The 20,419-nt window shown below is 50.9% G+C and carries 9 protein-coding genes; 1 reads left to right on the forward strand and 8 read right to left on the reverse strand.

The genetic code is table 11. The features are described from left to right. Nucleotides 1-493: 493 nt before the first annotated feature. Nucleotides 494-883 carry a tautomerase family protein gene (locus B0I18_RS18870; protein ID WP_106524304.1) on the reverse strand — a complete coding sequence of 130 codons (390 nt, stop codon included), beginning with the start codon at nt 881-883 and terminating at the stop codon, nt 494-496. A gap of 56 nt (nt 884-939) precedes the next feature. On the opposite strand from B0I18_RS18870, the gene B0I18_RS25135 reads away from it, so the two are divergent. Next, entirely contained in the window at nt 940-1,083 is a 144-nt protein-coding gene (locus tag B0I18_RS25135; protein WP_181358527.1) for a hypothetical protein, read from the forward strand. Nucleotides 1,084-1,130: 47 nt separating this feature from the next. Here B0I18_RS25135 and B0I18_RS18875 read toward each other — a convergent pair whose 3' ends face one another. From B0I18_RS18875 to B0I18_RS18905, 7 genes are all read right to left on the reverse strand, one after another. Continuing rightward, nucleotides 1,131-11,972 (reverse strand): amino acid adenylation domain-containing protein, encoded by a 10,842-nt coding sequence (locus B0I18_RS18875; protein WP_106524305.1) that lies wholly within the window; start codon nt 11,970-11,972, stop codon nt 1,131-1,133. 47 nt (nt 11,973-12,019) lie between these two features. Beyond that, complete coding sequence (locus tag B0I18_RS18880; RefSeq protein WP_106524306.1) at nt 12,020-15,853, reverse strand: condensation domain-containing protein; 3,834 nt, start codon at nt 15,851-15,853, stop codon at nt 12,020-12,022. Between the two features lie 83 nt (nt 15,854-15,936). Then, nucleotides 15,937-17,016: an HAD-IIIC family phosphatase gene (locus B0I18_RS18885; protein ID WP_106524307.1), complete on the reverse strand. Its 1,080-nt coding sequence runs from the start codon at nt 17,014-17,016 to the stop codon at nt 15,937-15,939. A gap of 25 nt (nt 17,017-17,041) precedes the next feature. Next, the gene (locus B0I18_RS18890; protein ID WP_106524308.1) at nt 17,042-18,010 is read right to left on the reverse strand and encodes a 3-oxoacyl-[acyl-carrier-protein] synthase III C-terminal domain-containing protein; all 969 of its coding nucleotides are present in this window, start codon (nt 18,008-18,010) and stop codon (nt 17,042-17,044) included. 8 nt (nt 18,011-18,018) lie between these two features. Then, on the reverse strand, nt 18,019-19,167 hold the full coding sequence (locus B0I18_RS18895; RefSeq protein WP_106524309.1) for an acyl-CoA dehydrogenase family protein: 1,149 nt from the start codon (nt 19,165-19,167) through the stop codon (nt 18,019-18,021). Nucleotides 19,168-19,240: 73 nt separating this feature from the next. Then, nucleotides 19,241-19,498, reverse strand: a complete 258-nt coding sequence (locus B0I18_RS18900) for an acyl carrier protein (RefSeq protein ID WP_106524310.1) — start codon at nt 19,496-19,498, stop codon at nt 19,241-19,243. A gap of 45 nt (nt 19,499-19,543) precedes the next feature. Further along, the gene (locus B0I18_RS18905; RefSeq protein ID WP_106524311.1) at nt 19,544-20,389 is read right to left on the reverse strand and encodes a 3-hydroxyacyl-CoA dehydrogenase family protein; all 846 of its coding nucleotides are present in this window, start codon (nt 20,387-20,389) and stop codon (nt 19,544-19,546) included. Between the last annotated feature and the right edge of the window lie 30 nt (nt 20,390-20,419).

Consider the following 20,419-nt stretch of genomic DNA (forward strand, 5'->3'; position numbering starts at 1 on the left):
CCCCGGAGCCGCAGCGAGCAATAAAATAAGGCCCAATTAAACGAGTCGCTTTATCGGTCCCGATATGTTTCTTTGTCCTTCTTTTGCCTGATCGGAAGTATTGGTAAAAAGCACGCTTTCCAGCGACGTATCCTGCAAAGAACGTTGCGCACAGTATCCACGGCTTTCGCCATTGTTGGTGTTGTCACCAGCAATGAATGGAAAACGAGCCTGGGTATTCTTTCGTCCTTGTTGATGTTGTCACCAGCAATAAAATGAAAAGCGAGCCTGGATATGCTTTCGTCCTTGTTGGTGTTGTCACCAACAATGATATGAAAAGCGCTCCTGGTCATTCTGCTCGATCGCCAATAATTGACCAAACAGCCTATGATAAATAAAAGATCTAACCTGGTAAGGCACACCGAACTCACAAAAAAGCAATGCCGTGGCTGTATAATGGCAGTCACGGCATTGCGCACAAATCACTTAATTTAATGCTACCCTTCCGGAGCAGCTAATTGCCTCCGGGTTTCCAGTCGTCACTCAACCGCCCGAGCCACTGATGGTACATTTCATCACCCGAGTGCTGTGTAAACTCAATGTTTAGTTCATTAACAGCTAGCTCAAGATGCGTATTGCAAAGCAGCACCAAAGCTTTCGAAAGTTCTTCGCGCATGGACTCAGGCCGGCCGGAGCGGATATCACACATCATGATCGCCGCAGGCCATGGCTCATCTTCACTGCATCTCCATATCGAACCATCTCCCAGTTCCCTGATGGTAACGGTTATCCTCCGGATATCGGCCTCCATAATTTCAGCATAAGCTTTCCCGATGGCTTTTGCCAGGGCTTTCTTGGTCTCAATCGGGTAATGATTTCTTACTTCCAGTTGTATGTAGGGCATAGCTTTGGATATTTACATAAAAGATAGCCATTGTTGGTGTTGTCACCAACAATAAAATGAAAAGCGACCTTGGGTATTCTTTCGCCATTGTTGGTGTTGGCACCAACAATAAAATGGAAAACGAGCCTGGGTATCCTTTAGCCATTGTTGGTGTTGTCACCAACAATAAAATGGGAAATGCCCCCGGGTATTCTGCCTGATCGTCAATAATTGTAACCCCGAAATACCCTAAGCATCTCTTAAGCGGCTAATCCAGCAGCTGGCTCAGCGCGCGCAATGCAACAGGATTGCCCTCTTGTTGCAGAATACTTGCAATAAGGCCGGCATTCTGCGCCAGGTACTCGGGATAAAGCATCTCGATATGCAGCCCTCCGCCCCGTAATACATAACAATCCCGGGTGGTGCTTTCTTCCCAATACCGGTTAACTTCGGGCTTATCCCACTCTTCTTTCGATTTAATAACATGGATACGTGCATTAGTAACACCAGAATCCGTTTTACCATCCATATGCCTGCAATAAGCGGAAATTTTATCCCGGGTTGTCTTTCGTATGGTTTCCAGGTATTCGGGTTCTACGGAAAATAACGACCAGTCAATACTTTCAAAATAAACACGGATGGTTTCCGCCAGTTCTTCCGGTGTTTTCACTTCGCTTACCCAGGTTTTATAACTATCGATCAGGATGATGTCAGAAACCTCACGGCCCTGCGCTTCAAATGCTTTGGCCATCTCAAATGCAAAATTACCACCTGCCGAATAGCCCAGTAATAAAACGGGATCTCCGGGTTGCACTTTATTAACCAGGTCGAGATAAACCTCAGCCCTGTTATCCTGTTCCACAAAATGAAAGCAGTACAACGTATAGTCCGGCAAATACTCACCCAGCGCGGCATAGGCGAAGGAATAACCGATGGCGGGCGGGAAGCAGAAAATCGTTTTCGACCTGCCCGGGTTAACCACGGAATAAAAATCCTCTGCCGATACCTGTCCGTACTCGGCAATCATTTTTATTTTTACGGCAAGCTCCCTTACCGTGGGATAAGTAAAAGCTGTGGTTAAAGGCAGGGTCACCTCCATTTCTTTTTTAACCCGGTTCAACACCTGGATCAACCTGATCGAGTTGCCACCGATCTCGAAGAAGTTATCCGTAACGCTTACCTGGTCGAGTTCCAGTATCTCTTTCCATATCCCGGCCAGGTGCTTTTCCAGGGCCCCGGCCGGCGCTTCGTAAGGCCGGGCAGCAGCCTGCTGCTTTTGCGCAAGGGCCTCCAGGGCCATACGGTCTATTTTACGGCTGCTCGTCAGGGGCAGTTCCTGCAGGTAAATACAGAACAAGGGTAACATATAACCGGGCAGATGATCGGCCAGGAGCGCCCGCAGGGTTGCATAATTATACTCCCGGTCCGATTCGTAAAAGGTTACGATCTGTTTTTCCCCGTTGATTTCGGCAATAATGGCAGCGGCCATTTTTATACCTTCCTGTTTGCATAATGCATTTTCGATCTCTCCCAGTTCAATCCGGTAGCCTCTTAGTTTTACCTGGTTGTCGATACGGCCGATGTACTCGATACGCCCGTCGGGCAGCCACCTTCCGGTATCGCCCGTTTTATAAATCCTGCCTGTTGATAACTGCTCATTACGGATGAATTGCGCGTTGGTCAGGGCTTCATTGCCGCAATATCCCCTGCCTACACCCGCGCCACCGATACAAATTTCGCCGGGCACCAGTAAAGGCTGCACCTGTCCCTGTGCATCCAGGATCAGGACCTGGTCCCCTTTTAAAGGAACACCGATCGTGATGCGTTCATCGGTCATTTCATCCACCGAGCTCCATACGCAGGTTTCCGTAGGGCCATAAGCATTAAACACCCGGGTATTTTTGCAATTCCTGAGGATACGGAATAATTTTTCCGGCATGGCTTCTCCACCTACAATCAGTTTTTTCAGGGGTTGTACCCAGTCGCTGCCAAAGCGTTCAAACAACAATTGCAGCCGGGACGGTGTGGATTGCAGCACGGTTACCCCGTGTTGTGTTATCAGTTCGGTTATCTTTTCCAGGTCATTGGCTTCATGATCATCCGCCAATACGATACAAACGCCGGAAGCCAGGCAGCATAAGGTATCCAGGATGGACATATCGAAGGTAAGGTTGGCCAGGGCAAGCAGTTTATCGCCTGCTTTTATCCCGAATACGCTTTCCATATTCTGGTTAAGCGCCACAACGTTACCATGTTCCATCATTACGCCTTTGGGGTTACCCGTCGAGCCGGAGGTATAAATGATATAGGCCAGGTCTCCCGGATCTATAGCGGCAGCCGCGAACAGCCCATCTTTGATCCGTTCCCTTTCTTTATGCAGGTTCAATACAGGCAGCTCCAGGTCGTCCTGGTCCCGGTCGGACACAACCAGGCAGGCCCCACTGTTCTCCAGGATGTAAGCCCTCCTGTGTGCAGGCGCATAAGGATCAACGGGTACAAAGGCGGCGCCGGCTTTCATAATGGCCAGGTGGCTGACGAGGACTTCAGGCGTACGGGGCAACATCACCACCACGCGGTCGCCGGGCTGTACGCCATAGCTATTTACCAGGCAGGCGGCCAATGCGTCTGAGCGGCGATCCATCTCCGCAAAGCTTAAGCTTCCGTGACTACGGGTTTCAATAATAATATCGCCCGGCCTTTGCTTTACCTGTTGCGCCCAGAGTACGGGCAGACTCAACCCCGGCGTCGCCGCTTCGGGAACACCGCCAAAACCGCTTAGTAATTGGCATTCTTCCTCATCCGGCAACACAATATCCCGGAGTGTTACAGCGGGATCGGCCAAAACCTGGCGGACGATATGTACATAATGTTGTATCCACCGCTCAACCGATGCCGCAGTGAATAAGGCCGTATTGTAATTGATCAGGATCTTGATCTGCTCCGGCAAGCGGGATACTTCGAAAATAAGATCCATCTTAGCCACGGAACCCGGCATGCTAAACGGCTCTGTATCCCAGCCTTCGGGCTCCTCCTGTTGTTCCATGTCATCCGCATAGAGGAACATGGTATCGAATAGTGGATTGCGGCTGGTATCCCTTTTCAGGTTGAGCGCATCCACCAGTTCTTCAAAAGGATAGTCCTGGTTTTCGTAAGTAGCGAGGGCATTGTCTTTTACTTCCTGCAGGAATTGCCGGAACTGCTTTTCTCCTTTAGGATAATGTCTTAAAGCCAATGTATTGACGAACATACCAATCAGCGGCTCCAGGTCGGCATGGTTGCGGCCTGCTGCGGCAGTACCCACGATAATATCTTCCTGGGCGCTGTATTTCGATAAGAGGATGTTGTAAACGGCAAGCAGGAACATGTTTAAGGTAACGCCGCTTTCCTGCGTGAATGCAATCAGCTCAGATGCCAGCACCGGATCGAGGTCAAAGGAGGCATAACTGCCTTCGAAGGTCTGGGTTAATGGCCTTGGAAAATCGGCAGGCAGGTCGAGTACGGGCAAGCTGCCTTTAAACTGCTCTTCCCAGAACTGCTGCTGCGCCTGGATCGCCCCTGTTGTAAAAAGGGATTGCTGCCAGGCAGCAAAATCTTTATATTGAATATTAAGTCCGGGGAGCGGTATACCCTGGTAACCTGCCATTACTTCCTGGATGAATAAGTGCATAGAAACGCCGTCGCCAATAATATGATGCAGGTCGAACATCAGCAAATGCCGGTCCGGCGCTACTTCCAGTACTTCTGCCCGGAACAGGGGCGCCTGGGAAAGGTCGAATTTGCGGATAAAACCGGCCACTACGGCCCCAGCCTCTTCTTCTTTACCAATGCTATGCTTTAACCGGAACACGATATCTTCCCGGATAACCTGTACCGGTTTATCCTCAACAATCACAAAGGCGGTCCTGAGACTTTCGTGCCTGTCGATCAATTGCTGAAACACCGCTTCCAGCCTGGCGATATCCAGTGCACCGTTGATCCAGAAGCCTGCGTACATATTATAACTGGTCTCGGCCCCTTTAAAATGGCTGATGACATAAATCCTTTTCTGTGCCGAAGAAAGCGGGTAATAATCCTGCTGTTCAACCGGTTTAATGGCGCTAAAATGACGGCCCATAGCCTGGTCTATATGTTTTGCCAGGGCATGGACGGTAGGATAGCTAAAGATGTCTTTCAGGGAAATTTCCACGGCAAATATTTTCTGTATGCGGGAAACCAGGATCATGGCCCTTAAAGACTGCCCACCCGATTCGAAAAAGTTATCCGATATACCTATGTTTTTCCGCTTCAGGATATCTTTCCAGATGTCAAGCAGGCTTGTTTCCGTTGCTGTAGCCGGCATATCGGCCGCAGCCTGCTTTTGATCCAGGTAGTGCAAGGGATCCGGCAAAGCCTTACGGTCTACCTTACCGTTGGCTGTTACCGGAAGCTGTTCCAGCCGGATAAGGTGCGCCGGCACCATATGGGCGGGCAACTGTTCTTTCAAACAACGGGTAAGGCCAGCTGTATCCATCCCCGCCACGCCGGTATACCAGCCGATCAGTTCCTGGTCTTCCGCGCTGCCATAAACGGTCACTACGGCATCTCTGACCTGTGGCTCCCGCAACAGTACACTTTCAATTTCCGCCAATTCTATACGGAATCCCCTGATCTTAACCTGGTCATCATTCCTCCCTAAAAACTCGAGGTTACCGTCCGGCAGCCACCGTACCCGGTCGCCTGTTTTGTACACACGCCCGGTCCCGAAAGGATCCGGGATAAACCGCGCGGCCGTAACCCCTGCTTTATGCCAATACCCGCGGGCAATACCTGCACCGCCGATCCATAATTCGCCGGGTACGCCTACCGGGAGTAAACGCTGACCGGAATCGCATACGTAATAATGATAATGTTGTAACGGCTTGCCGATAGGCGTATTGCCTGATGCCGGCACAGCAGCTGCTTCCGTTTCATAAAAGCCGGAGTCGATACAGGCTTCGGTAACACCGTAGCTGTTGATGATCCGCATTACCGGGGCAAAACGCTCCAGCAGGCTCCGGAAGCGGGCTGCGGGACAGCTGTCGGAACCCAGGATCAATAATTTAAGACAGCTGATATCTTTTTTAAATTCATAAACGTAATCCATCAAAGGCAATACCAATGCCGGCGTAGATTCCAGGATATTGATACCATGTTGGATGATGAGCCCGTACAGGGTGGGCACATCCAGCCGGGTTTCGGCAGGACAAATCACCAGGCGGCCGCCATTGGTCAATGCCCGGATCACATCGCCGGTGAATACATCGAAGGAAAAACTGGCCATCTGCAACAGGCGCAGCTCGAAACGGTCCAACTGGTAAGCTTTACGCCAGGCGCCGGCAATATTGGCCAGGGCGCCGTGTTCCATCATTACGCCTTTAGGTTCGCCCGTGGTACCCGATGTATAGATCAGGTAAGCGAGCTGGCCGGGATTAAGCTGCTGCTTTACGTGCGTGGCGGGATCAGCAGCAATTTGTTCAATAGCTGCGGCAGCCTCCGGCTTGTCCGCCAGGGATTCATTGACCAGTACCATTTTGGCCTGGCTGTCCTGCAGCAGGTAAGCAATCCTGGCTGCAGGGTAACCCGGATCAACAGGCAGGTAAGCAGCGCCCGATTTCAACACACCCAGCAAACCGATCACCATCCACTCCGAACGGTCCAGCATCAGCGCTACGATGTCGCCTGCACCGATTCCGTTGTTTTGTAACCAGGCGGCAACGGTATCAGATGCCGTATGTAAACCTGCATAGGTCATCCTGGTGTCGCCGAACACCAGGGCGATATTCCCGGGGTGTGCCTGTACCTGTTCTTCAAATAATTCCAGTATATTTTTCGTCTCCGCTGCACCCTCATGCGTACCAAATGCAGACAGCTGGCGGATTTCAGACATTTTTAAGTATTGAATATCGTGAAGCTGTTTATCCTCCTGCTGCAACACCTGCATCATAACATGGTATACCCGGTCCAGGAAACCCGAGCCATTAAATATCCTTTCGTTATAATCAAGCTTCAGCTCAAAAGTCGCTTCCAGCTCGCGCACACGAAGCTCTACCTGGTTGTCGAGGATATGGTAAACCTGTTGCAGCGGCCCGGTTGCCGACACTGTTCCCGGTATAATAAAGGGCTGGTAATTGTAGAAAAAGGACAAAGGTTCTGCGCCGATAAGCCGGTCCTGCAACGACAGGGAAATATACCGGAAAGCTTGCGCTGCCTGCTGCTGTTGTTGCAGATGACTGCAGAACCCGGGGAAGGTAAGCGCTTCTGTAAACCAGTCGGCCGCTATCAACATAGGAAAGCAATAGGAAAGAACGCCGGGCATACCAGACTGTGCCGGGCTGCGTCCGGCCCTGTTCTCCCGGATGCAAAAATCCTGGTCAGCCGTGCAATAGTAGCGGGTCAAAAGAGCGAAGATGGCTTTAAAGAAAACAGGGGGCTTCAGCTGCCATTGCTTGCAGTACTTTGTAATAAGCTGCGCATCGCCCGCAGTAATCAATAGCCGGCCGGCAATAGCGTTGTCTGCCGTGCTTAGCGCTCCGGCATAGGACAAAGGCTGTACCTCTTTCAGCGTCTTTTCCCAAAAGCTTTGAACAGCCGGCGTATCAAACCGGGACAAGTGCTGAAATACATAATCCCGGTAGGCATACGGTTCCTGTACCGGACCGGTGCTTATGCCTTTACGAAGATCCTGGTAAGCCCTGTCTATCTGCTCGAGAAGCAGCTTACTGGAAGTGCCGTCCATAAAGAGGTGATGGGCGCTGACTGCAGTAACATAATGCGCATCGCCTATGCAAAAGAGATAATGCCTGAAAGGAGGCTTGCGGACATCCTGGTCTTCATCCCCATATTCTTTTACCAGCGCCCCGATGGATGAGGCTGCAGTTTCACTACGGTTTACATTGATGAAGGAAAACTGCGGTTGCATTTCCCTTTGCACAGCCTGGAACAGCATAGCGTCTTTAGCGACAACTACGGAGCGCAAAACAGCCTCCTGTGCGGTAACCCGGGCTATCGCCTGCTCCCATAAATGAATGTCGATATTTTCCCTGATTTCAAAAAACACCAGCAGGCGCATACTGTGCTCCGCGGGCTCTCGGACACTGGTCAGGTAAATGTCCCGCTGGGTAGTGGTCAGGGGATAAGCCACTTCAAAGTCATCCATGTTGATATCCAGGTATTCGAATAAAGCCTGCTGATCTACGCCTGCATCCAGGTACCGCGCTACACCGGTCCCTATTGCATTTGCAGGTAACAGTCCCCGCGCGGCCGGGGTTTCATCCGGGGCCTGTGCGATCGTTTCCAATATGGTGAGATACCGCCCGGCCATCTCCACAATGGTCTCTTCCCGGAACAGGCTTTCCGCGTAATTGAAAAGCATCAGTAACTCGCCGTCGGACTCGGTAATATCTACCGTAAGATCAAATTTTATACTGGCATAATTCAGCGCTAAAGGCGTCAGGGCAACGTCTTCCAGCTCGAGTGCCTGTATGTCTATATTCTGAAATGCAAACAACGTATCAAACAGCGGGTGATTCCTGCTTGCAGAGCGTTCCAGCTCCAGTTGCTCCGCAAGCTCATCCATCGGATACAATTGATGCTCCATGGCTTCAAAGAAGGTTTGTTTCACCTGCCCCATCAGGGCGGCAAAGCTCTGCTCCGCGGTTACCCTACTTCTTACCGGCAGGGTATGCACGAACATACCGATCAGGTGATCCAGGTCGGGATGGATACGACCGGCAACCGGTGTTCCGATAACGATATCACTTTCTCCTGTATAGTACGCCAGTAAAAGGTTATAGGCGGTCAGGGTCAGCAGGAACAAAGTACTCTCTTCCCTGCGTACAATGTGCTTCAGCCGGGCAACGGTCTCTTTGTTGAGGGTAATTCTATATAATCCTCCTTCCAGGCTTTTCTGTTCCGGCCGGGGAAAATCAAAAGGCAGGTTCAATGGCTTTGGTCTTTCGCTGAAGATTTGTAACCAATGCTGCCTGTGCCTTTCGAAGGCCGCTGTTGTACGGTAGTCTTCCAGCCATACCGCATAATCTTTGTATTGTATCGTCAGGGCAGGCAAGCCGGCGGAGGTATAACAGGCAATAATCTCTTTAATCAACAGGTCGATGGACAGTCCGTCGGAAACGATATGATGCACATCAATCAGCAGTACATTTTCGGCCTCCGCCGTTTGTATAAAGGCTACGCGGATCAGGGGCGGTTGCGCCAGGTCGAAAGGCCGTACAAAACGGGCCATTTCTGCTTCCAGCGAGCCTTGGGCCTGTATCACGGGCAGCCCGAAAGCAAAAGAATCAGTAACATACTGAACAGCCCGGTCGTCGATAAACCGGAAGCCGGTCCTTAAAACGGCATGTCTTTCTATGATGTTGCGGAATGCAGCTTCCAGCCTCGGGATGTCCGGATTGCCGGATACCAGGAAGGCAGAAGGGATATTATAATTGATGGCGTCCCGGTTCAGGAGCCAGCTCAGGTAAATACCCGTTTGGGTAAAGGAATTGGGGTAATAAGGCGCTGCAGGCGCAATCGGGATTTCAAACTGCCGGGTCTTTTCCGCCTTTTGTATATAACCGGCAAGCTTGCGCACGGTACCACAAGAGAACATCTCGCGCAAAGGAATTTCGACCTGGAAGTCGCGCAGGATCATGGTGATCAACTTTGCTGCCTTTAAGGAATGGCCACCCAACTCAAAAAAATTATCGTTTACCCCGATCACGCTTACCTGCAGCAAATCGCGCCACATATCCACGAGTTGCGCTTCCTGTTCGTTTGCGGGCTCGTCCTGCGCTTCCAGCCTGCGTACTGCGTTTTCAGGCCGCGGTAGTTTGCTGCGGTCCGTCTTGCCATTGCTGGTTACCGGTATCTTATCCAGTGTTACAAACCTGGCGGGGATCATATATTCGGGCAATAAACCCGATAAATAAGCGCGTATGCCCGCTATCGTGATCCCGGGCGATTCCGGCACGAAATAAGCGCAGAGATACTTGCTGCCCATATCATCATCAAAAGCGACAACAACGGCTTCCCTGATCAAGGCATATCCCAACAACGCCGATTCCACCTCGCCGGGTTCCACGCGATGTCCGCGTATCTTTACCTGGTTGTCCTTACGGCCGATGAATACGATATTACCATCCGGCAGGCGGCAGGCCATGTCGCCCGAACGGTACATTTTTCCTTCTGTACCGAAGGGATCAGGTACAAATTTATCCTGGCTCAGGGCTTCGTTATTGAGATAACCTTTACTTACACCCGCACCCGCTATGCACAATTCTCCCGGCACACCAAGTGGTACGGGGTCCAGCCGGTCGTCGAGGATATAGATGCGGTAATTGGGCAAGGGCGTGCCGATAGCAACATTTTCGCCCAAAGGCGTTTCTGGTTTATAGTTCAGCATGCAGGCCATAACCGTTGTTTCGGTGGGCCCATAGGCATTTACGATATCCAGGCCGGGAATCAGCATACTGTAATCGTACAACAGGTTATCCCTGATCGCTTCCACCCCTACAAACAGGCGGTTAAGCCGCAAGACAGCGCCGTACGGCTTTAAACAGGTATAAACATCTTTCAACAACACGGGCGGGATATAGGTATACGTAATGGCTTCCTCCCGGATAACGGCGGCGAGTTTTGCCGCATCAAAAACCTGATCCTTGTCCAGCACGACCAGGGTCGCACCACTGGTAAGGGCGACAAAAATCTCTGCGATGCTGGCATCGAAAGCAATATTAGCCAGGGCCAGTACCCGGTCGCCGGTGCCAAAGTTGTTTTTAAAACGGCTTTTATACCCCAGCAGGAAATTGGTCAGCCCGTGTTGCATCACGACCACGCCCTTGGGTTTACCGGTGGAGCCTGAAGTATAGATAACATAAGCCGGGTCGCCGGGGTCGTTGCTCACCGTAATATCCGGGGCAGGCAAAGAGCCTTCTTCCCTTGTCCTTTCGTCCAGGAAGAAGAGCCGGTCGGTATCGTTTTTAAAAAGCTCCGGCCGTGCCCGGAAAACAGCCCATGTAGTAACGATGATGTCCGAGCCGCTGTCCTGCAATATATAATTGATCCGGTCGTCCGGCAAATCCGCATCTACCGGTACATAAGCCGCGCCGGCTTTCCATATACCGAGCATACCGGCAATCATATGCTCCGAGCGGCCGCAAACCAGCGCCACCAGGCTACCGGGCCCTTTTCTTTGCTCCCTTAAGTAACGAGCCACTTGTAACGAACGTTGCTGTAATTCGCTGTAGGAAAGCATTTGCCGGCCAAACCGTACAGCTTCCTGTTGCGGGTATTGCCGGGCGTGTTGTTCAAACAGCTCGCTAACGGTCTTATCCTTTCCTGGGAAGATGGTCGTCGTATCATTAAAGGTTTCGATCAACAGGTGATGCTCCCCGGGCAACAACAACCTGATCTCGCTAAGGGTTATACCCGGTTGTTCGGTAAGGAAAGAGAGCACACGCATAAAGTGCGCCCCCAACTGACGAATGAACCAGCTGTCGTAAGTTGCCGCATACTGGATCTCCAGTTCAAAGGTGGTTGCTGTTTTACGGATATGAAAGGAAAGCTTCGTTGCCTCCGGGTAAACTGCGGCTCCTGTCAGAGGTTCATAACTGAGCGCGTAGGTAAACAAGCTGTTGTAAGCGCCGTAAAGAGCCTGGTATTGTTGCCTGAATTTGTCGCCATCGTATTGTTTATGATGATAGCTTTCCTTTAATTCGCGCTGCAGGGATAAAAGCAGGTCGCGGATAACCGTGTCGTGGCTGAGCATTGCGACCAGGAACATGGTTCCCGTATCTTCCGCTGCTTCCTTAAGCAGGGGCGCGGGACTGGCTACGCGGATATATTCGGCGGCGGTATATTTATAAACCAGGATATGAAACGCAGCCAGGAAACAGAGATAAATACCCGGCTCGCTGTCGTTGCTGATTTTTTTTATAGCTGATGCCTGCTCCTGCCCAATCGGGAAAGACAAGGATGCGCCTGCAGCATGCTGTAGCGTGGCAGGGGCCGTAGCCCTGATTTCCTGCGGTCCGGGCCGGCCTGTTTTTTCCAGCCAGTAATCCAATGCAATTTTATGTTGAAGGGCCTTATTCATGCCTTAAAATGTTTTTTATTGAATAATCATGTTTCCGCGAAAACTGCTTAAAAGTTGAAAGCAAAGTCCAGGCCCGTCGTTTCGTCGATGGTCTCCTGCGCCAGTTTAAAAGATAAGTTTGCCAGCATCTTTTCCGGCGTTGCCAGTATATCCTGCAACAAAACAAGAAAACGTTCTTTCATCAGCAGTATGGTCTCTGCTTCAAACAAAGCGGTATTGTATTCCAGTTTTACCGGCCAGTTGCCTTTTGCTTCGTTGATTTCGAGCACCAGGTCAAACTGGGCCGTACCCGTATGCACCGGGTAAGGCGTTATACAAAGATCCCCGAGACGGATATCCGGCAGCTCGATATTCTGAAGCACGAACATGACATCAAAAAGCGGGTTACGGGTCCTATCTTTTTTCAGGTCCAGTTTATCTACCAGCAATGCAAAGGGATAATCCTGGTTCTGGTAAGCATTCAGCGCATTTTCCTTTACAGCGCCAAGCAGCTGCAGGAAGGTATGATCCGCTGCCGGCTTATTTCTGAATACCAGGGTGTTCACGAACATACCGATCACCTGGTCGAGGTCGCCATGCGAGCGGCCGGCAATAGGAGATCCGACCACGATGTCTTCCTGCCCGGTGTATTTATGCAACAGTACATTGTACACACTTAACAGGACCATAAACGGCGTACTTGCTGTAGCAGCGGCCAGGGCCTGCACCTGCTGTACCAATGCCACCGGCAGTTCAAAAAGTAATTTATCGCCCTCGAACGAAGGAACGGCGGGACGTGGTTTATCGGTATGGAGCTGCAACAAAGGCACACCGGAAGCGAACTGTTGCAACCAGTAGTTTTCCTGGGCTTGCATCAGGCCTTGCGCAAACGCTTCCTGCTGCCATACCACAAAGTCTTTGTACTGGATCCTCAGGGGCGGTAGTGTCTCGTTATGGTACAGCTTTACCAGTTCGGTCAGCAGTATACCTAAAGAAACCCCGTCTGAAATAATGTGGTGCATATCAAAAAGCAGCAGATGCTTCTGCGGTTCGAGCTGCGCCAGGCCCACCCGCATCAAAGGCGCATGATTGAGCTCAAAAGGCTGCAGGAATTGGCGGATCGCGTCTTCCGGGTCTTTAATACCCGTGATTTGCTGCAGCTTAAATACAATTTTATCTGCTACAAGCTGCACCGGCCGGGCATTCCGTTCTCCGAAGCTTGTACGCAGGCTTTCGTGCCGGTCGCATAAAGCCTGGAAAGCCGCTTCCAGCCTTGTTATATCCAGATCTCCAGCTAACAGCAGAAAGGATGGGAGATTATAAGCGATGCTTTTTTCATGGCTCTGGTGGATCAGCCACAAGCGGCGTTGCGCCTCCGATAACGGATAGTAGTCGCTTAATGCAGCAGGTTGTATTTCGTTGTAGCTTGTTTGTTGCGCGCCGCTTTCTAGCAGCGTTTCCAGGCCCCGGGCTAAGGACCGCACGGTAGCAAAGGTGAAAATATCTTTAAAGATCAGCTTTACGCCGAATTCCTTTTCCAGGATGGCAATCACCTTTGTAGCCATCAGGGAATGGCCGCCCAGCCTGAAGAAATCGTCCTCCAGCGAAAGCTCCTCCAACTTGAGTACCGCGATCCAGACAGCGGCAATTTTCTGTTCCATCGGCGACCAGTCTTCCCGGATAATTGCCCGCATATGCTCCGGGTCTGCATCCGGCTCGGGCGCCAGTACAGGTAAAGGCTGCTGCTCCGGGCTGTCTGCAGGTGCTGTTTCCTCCTGGGACAAAGGCGCTTTAAGCCAGCATCGTGTTTTATCAAAACTATAAGCAGGCAGGTTTACTTTGCGATAACCATCAACTGCTCCATAAAACCGCGCCCAGTCGACCGGGAATTGCTGCAGGTATAAGGCCTGAACGATCTCCAGCGGATTGGAAGCGCAGACTACGGTATACAGGAATTCTTTATCCGGGTAATTAAGTAACTGCAAACCGCGGGACAGGCAACCTTCCGGTCCTAACTCGATAAAAGCAACCCTACCCTCTTCTGTTTCACGCCTTACCAGACCTGAAAGTTTCTGATCAAGACCGGCAACAGCATGGTCTTCCAGGGTACAGCTTGCCAGCGCCTCTTCCAGTGTCATCTCGTTTAACAGCACAGCCACCACCAGGTCGCCATTGCCGGTACCTAACAAATGTTCGGTACCCAATCCCTTTTCTTCCAGGACGCGGTACAAAGCATACTGCAGCATAAAGCGGTTGATGGCGGTATTGGTTACACCGCATAACGCTTTACACGCGGTTATATATCTTCCCATATCCGGGTAACGGCCGGTACAGGCTTGCAATTGATCATCTGCCACAGGACCATCGCCGGAAAAAAGAAAGACTATTTTCTTCAGTGCTTCGGGCACATTGCTGTGCTCCGGCTGCTTTAACTGCCGGATCAATGCTGCTTTATCTGCGGCTACAAACGAGGCCCGGTAAGCGTAGTGCTTGCGTCCATTGTTCAGGGTATAGCTGATATCGCTTAAGTCAGCAGTATCGCTTTGTTCCAGGTAAGCGGCCAGTTTGTCGCGGTATGCCCTAAGACTGGAAGCTGATTTTGCCGAACAGTTAAAAATAAAAGGCCCCGGAATAGCATCCCTGACTGGCATTACCGGGGCTTCCTCCAGCAATACATGGCAATTGGTACCGCTCAGGCCGAAGGAGCTGACGCCCGCACGCCTGGGATATGGGGCATCCCAGTGCTTATAGGTATCGTTCACATACACTACCGAGCGTTTAAAATCAATAAAAGGATTAGGCTGATCAAAATGAACGGAAGGATAGAGCTCCCGGAAACGCAGGGAGAGCACGGCTTTGATAAGGCCACTAATGCCCGCGGCACTGCCCGTATGGCCGATATTGCTCTTTACAGAAGAAACGGCGCAAAAATGTTTTTTACCGGTAAGACCTTTAAAAGCAAGATCCATACCGGCGATTTCGATCGGGTCGCCCAGTTTGGTACCGCTGCCATGGGCTTCGATATAACTGATCGTTGCAGGGTCTATTGTACCTTTCTCCCAGGTCTTGCGGATCACTTCCGACTGCGCCTGGCTACTGGGCGCCGTAAGGCTTCCCGACAACTGGGCATCCTGGTTGGCGGCCGTACCTTTGATAACGGCGTAAATAATATCGCCATCGGCAAGCGCCTTATCCAGGGGCTTGAGCAATACACAACCCGCTGCTTCACCCGCGCCTGAGCCTGCTGCGCTTGCCGCAAAACTCCGGGTCCGGCCATCCCTGGACATAATACCCAGGTCGGGGCCGGTGTTCTGTTCCGCGGGGAACAGGATAAACCGTATCCCGCAGGCAAGGGCATAAGCTGCATCGCCGATCAATAGCTCATTACAGGCCATATGTACCGCCAGCAAAGAAGAAGAGCAGGCCGTATCCACCATTAAAGCATTGCCCCTGAAATTGAAAAACCGGGAAACCCTGCCGGCCGTAGTGGCATTGGTTGTGCCGGTTACGAGGGTAGGATCAAAACGCTCCGCCAGCTGTGCGTAATCCTGGTCGGTATCGCCTATAAATACGGCTGTTTCGCTGCCGTTAAAAAAATCGATGTCATAACCTGAGCTTTCCAGGGTTTCATAAATCACCTCCATCAATATACGCTGATGAGGGTCCATATATTCGGCTTCGGCTTTGGAGATCTGGAAGAATTTGTGATCAAAAAGATCGATGTCTTCCATAAAGCCGATGGGCATATATTGCTTGCCCGGGGCCATGGTAGTCGCCGATTTTCTTGTTGTTGAAAATTCCCTGACGTTGTCCCTGCCCGTGGCCAGGTTTTGCCGGAAAGCGTCTATAGTATCGGCTTCCGGGAATCTTCCCGCCATTCCTATGATTGCAATATCTTTCATCTGTATATTTTTAAACACAGCGCTGCTGCGATGTTTGGGTCAAATAGTGATATACCTGCCGGTGTAACCTGTTACAGGCGGCTTTATTGGTCTGTGGATACTTTGATATAATCGGGATAAGGAATAAAGTCCGGTAAAGGATGTTCCAGTAATACGCCGCCGTTTTCGAGTGTACCGGCTTCCGTAAAACCCGCGAATTTATAGGTGACATACATCAGCCGGTTGCGGTCGGTGGGCAGGAACTCGGCCTGCAGCCTGCAATCCTGCGCCTTCGCCAGGTTCATAATGTAGTTAAGCAGCACTCCGCCTACCCCGCGGGACATTACCCTGCAGGACATCAATAACAGCTTCAGCGTCCAGGTCTTATCTTCGACAGCTACCATAGCCACGCCTATCTTTCCATACGAGCCATACTTATCGGTGAGTTCGGAAACGAAAAGGTGATGATGCGGCGAGCGGAGCAGGACTTCCAGCTCGTCGTAGGTATAAGCATAACCGGTAGCATTCAACTGGTTGGTACGCAAGGTCAGTTCCTCCACGCGGCGCAGATCGGCAACCGTTGCGCGGCTGATCCGGAACGCGAGATCCAGGGAGGCCAGGAATTGCCGGTTATTGCCAATCTCCTGTTCTTCCTGGTTGCGGTTATCATCATCGAGATACATCTTTCTCCGCAAAGCGGATTCTTCGGTGATAAAGCGCGGCCGGAACCATTCCAGGATATTGCCGATGTCCGTTACATCCAGGCAGGATACCTCGCTATGTACAAAAGATACTTCATCGCGTTCAAAGGGCTGGTCGTCGATAAAAGCAATCGCATCCATACCGATGTTCAGCTTTTCCTTTATTCGTTGAAGGGCATTGGATTTCAGGTCCCAGCTGATTTGCGGGTACAGGAAATACTCCCGGATGCCAAAGGATTCCAGTTGCGCGATGGCATCTTCATGATTGTTTTTGCTGGCAATCGAGTTGATGATGCCCCAGCTGTCGAGGGTTTTTATGATCGTAACGATATTATCTCTCAGTTCCAGCCGATCCTGTTCCAGTAAAATGCCATGCCAGATGGTATGGTCCAGGTCCCATACCACACATTTAATGACTTTATGCCGCGCCTTTCCCGGTGCGGTTGTTGTTATCGTTGTTGTTTCGGTTGTTGTGTTGTTCATGTGTGTGTGTTTAAAGTAACAAGACTCAGACCTCGATCAGGATGGAGCTCCAGGCCGCAACAGGACTGTTGTTCATGATCAGGACCTTTTCTCCTTTCTGGAAAATGCCCGATTCCATACCTGTTTGGTAATTCAGGAAGATATCGCCGGCGCCGAGGTGCCCGTACCGGGCCAGGTTCATACCGCAGATTGCAGATATCGGGATATCAAAGGCCGACTGGTAATAGTCGTAGGCCCTGGATGAAATGTTCTGCAACATAAAATGAGCGATGTCCTGCAATACAAGCCCGTTGCGCCCCAGGATGGTATCGTTGATTTCCTTAAAGCGGTTTTTACTTTCAATGGCCAGCTCAAACCCGTATTTCCGGAGGTCGCTGCAGGCTTCTTTGTACTGATCGGCGTTCCGGTCGCGGTATTCCAGCTTAAACAGGTCCCAGTAATGGCCGTTGGTCTGGATCTGGATATCGGTGATCTGGTGATCGGATGTTTTGGTTACCAGGGCTGCCACGCCGCCGTCGCCGATGATGGTAACGGGGTTGCGGAACCGGTAATTGGAAAAAAGTTTGTTGCCATAACAGATCAGCACATTATTGGCTTTCCGGTTGGCCACCAGGAAATCGCGGGCCAGCTTCAGCGCCATCGAGCTGTCGGCGCAGCCCAGGTTGGATATCGCGAAGCTCAGCGCCTGGTGTGCTTTGATCTCATGTTGCAGCCGGGTAGCTTCCGAGCTGATAAAATGTTCCGGCATCCTGCTCTGCAGGTAAATAATAAGATCAATGGAAGCAGCTTCTGTGCCTGTTTCCTGCAGTAGTTTTTCGACGGCCCCTTTCGCCAGTTCATAACTGCTGATGGTACCGGAATCATAAACGGTGTCCACACCACAGGTAGTGAAATACGCGAGCTCGCTTTCGTTCAGCGTTTCTTTTTCCTGTAACTGCAGCACCGGTACCGGTATGCCCGGGGTATATGTTTTTATAGATTGAATGCCTATCATGTTATGAATTATAATACAGCGCCTAAACCGGCAATGCTGTGGTCTGCTATAATAATCTGTTGTATTTCTGTTGATCCTTCGATAATTTCCATCACCCTGGCATCGCGGAAATAACGTTGTATGGAAAGGCTGTCGTGGCAGCCCAAAGCGCCATGCAGCTGTACCGCTTCGGCGGCGGCGGCATTGGCCATACGCGAAGCAAAGTATTTGGCCAGGGTGGTTTGTATTACGTAGTCCGGGTTTTTCTTGTCGCGCAGGTAACCGGCATTGCGGCATAAAAGACTGGCCGCTTTTACATCGGCCACCATATTGGTGATCTTTTGCTTGATCAGCTGGTGGTCTTTCAGGGGCTTGCCGAACTGGCTCCTGCTTTTGGCGTATTCGATGCTGTCTTCGAGACAGGCCCTGCCAATGCCCAGCGAACCGCAGGCTACGCTGTAGCGGCCGTTGTCGAGAGCTGTATTCACAATTTGCTGCAGTCCCCATCCTATCCTGCCCAATATGTTACCGGCGGGTACCCGGCAATCTTTTAAATGTATTTCGCCCAGCATGGAAGCCCTTGTACCCAGTATACCATCCAGAGGTTGTACGGTAAGCCCGGGTGTATCGCGCTCTACCAGGAAGGCGGTAATACCCGCCGCACCGGTGGCAACGATCACGAAGAGGCCGGCAACCTGGGAAAAAGTAATCCATTTTTTTACCCCGTTCAGCAGGTAATGCCCGTCCTGCTCCAGGTAGGCTGTTGCTATGCCTGCAGCATCACTGCCGGCTCCCGGTTCTGACAGGCCAAAAGCAGCCAGTGTACTGCCTTTGGCAAGCAAGGGCAGCCATTGTTCCTTTTGTGCCGTGGTGCCCCAGCGCAATAGCGTTTCCGAGGTAAGCGAGGTGTGTACGGTAATCAGGCTCCGGGAGGAAGAGCAGGCCCTGCCGATCTCTTCGTTCAGCAGCCCATACGACACCTGGTCCATACCCAGGCCTCCGTAGGCAGTTGGTATTACTGCGCCTAAATAACCTTTCTCCGCCAGTTTATCTATAAGGCTGCGGGGAATAAAACCCTGCTTGTCGTAATCATTGGCATAGGGCAAAAGTTCTTCCCGGACAAAATGCCTGAATTCCGCCCGGTATTGTTTTTGCTCCCGTGTTAATTCGAGATCCATGTCTTTTTATTTGATGGTCTGTTTTGTCGTTCGCGGTTTGTGTTGGGTTTGTGTATTCGTTTCCCGGAAGAAATCAAAGGCCTTTTTTTCTGGAGATAAAATCGGACAGGTTATTTACGGTACTGAAATGTTCGAGTTTAAGGTCTTCATTTTCCACGGTTACCTGGTAGGTGTTCTCCAGGAAGAGCACCAGTTCCAGTGCAAACAAGGAGTTTACAAGGCCTAATTTGAAAATATCCTCTTCGTCGGTAAAAGCTATTTCGGCGCCGATACGTTGCTGAAGAAATTCCCTGATGGTTGCTGTTTGCTCTGTTTGAATTGCTGTTTCCATTTTTATTTTTGTTTTAATAAGTGTTGTGCTTGTTATGGTTGTTGTTTAGTTGTATTTATAAAAGCCTTCGTTGGTCTTGCGGCCGTGCAGGCCGGCATCCACCATTTTTTTCAGCAAGGGTGCGGGCCTGAACTTTGTATCATTATAACTCTCGAGTAAAACTTCGAGTGTATATAAAATGGTATCCAGGCCAATGAGATCGGCCGTTTCAAGCGGGCCCATCTTATGCCCGAAACATTCCCGGAATATCTTGTCGATATCCGCCACTTGGGCAACCTGGTCCTGTAAAGCGAAAACGGCTTCGTTTACCGTAAGCATCAATACCCTGTTGGAAATAAAACCGGGCAGGTCGTTCACTACCACACCCGTCATGGCAACGGATTGCAACAGGGCCTGCGTAGCTGCAATGGTATCGGCTGTAGTATGATAACCACGAATCACTTCTACCGTAGGTTTCAGGTGCACAGGGTTCATAAAATGTATGCCCATTACCTGCGCCGGATGTTTTAAAAAAGAAGCCAGCCGGGTAATGGAAACCGCAGAAGTATTAACGGCCAGTAAGGCATGACCGGCAATATAGGCCTTCATTTCGCGGTAGAGCGCTTCTTTGAGCGCGATGTTTTCCCTGATGTTTTCGATAATAAAATCGGCGCTGCCGATCGCACTCAGTTCCGTGGTAAACGTAATTTTATCGGATACCTTAACGGTGCTTGCAGACTTATGCAACAGCTTATCCAGCCGTTCGATATTCCGGATATTTTTACCGGCGGCATCCAGTATCTCTGCCGAGATATCGACCAGTGTAATATTGTAATCGTATTTCGCGAACTGGTAGGCAACCCCCTGCCCCATTACGCCTGCGCCTATTACGGCAATGTTCTTGATGGTCATACCGGGATGATGATTTGATGTTTTTGTTTA

Source organism: Taibaiella chishuiensis (assembly GCF_003014535.1).
Classification (GTDB): Bacteria; Bacteroidota; Bacteroidia; order Chitinophagales; family Chitinophagaceae; genus Taibaiella; species Taibaiella chishuiensis.

What these genes read in the sequence shown, in the direction of transcription:
- B0I18_RS18870 (WP_106524304.1), bottom strand. Translation starts at nt 883, where the DNA reads ATGCCCTACATACAACTGGAAGTAAGAAATCATTACCCGATTGAGACC.
- B0I18_RS25135 (WP_181358527.1), top strand. Translation starts at nt 940, where the DNA reads ATGAAAAGCGACCTTGGGTATTCTTTCGCCATTGTTGGTGTTGGCACC.
- B0I18_RS18875 (WP_106524305.1), bottom strand. Translation starts at nt 11,972, where the DNA reads ATGAATAAGGCCCTTCAACATAAAATTGCATTGGATTACTGGCTGGAA.
- B0I18_RS18880 (WP_106524306.1), bottom strand. Translation starts at nt 15,853, where the DNA reads ATGAAAGATATTGCAATCATAGGAATGGCGGGAAGATTCCCGGAAGCC.
- B0I18_RS18885 (WP_106524307.1), bottom strand. Translation starts at nt 17,016, where the DNA reads ATGAACAACACAACAACCGAAACAACAACGATAACAACAACCGCACCG.
- B0I18_RS18890 (WP_106524308.1), bottom strand. Translation starts at nt 18,010, where the DNA reads ATGATAGGCATTCAATCTATAAAAACATATACCCCGGGCATACCGGTA.
- B0I18_RS18895 (WP_106524309.1), bottom strand. Translation starts at nt 19,167, where the DNA reads ATGGATCTCGAATTAACACGGGAGCAAAAACAATACCGGGCGGAATTC.
- B0I18_RS18900 (WP_106524310.1), bottom strand. Translation starts at nt 19,498, where the DNA reads ATGGAAACAGCAATTCAAACAGAGCAAACAGCAACCATCAGGGAATTT.
- B0I18_RS18905 (WP_106524311.1), bottom strand. Translation starts at nt 20,389, where the DNA reads ATGACCATCAAGAACATTGCCGTAATAGGCGCAGGCGTAATGGGGCAG.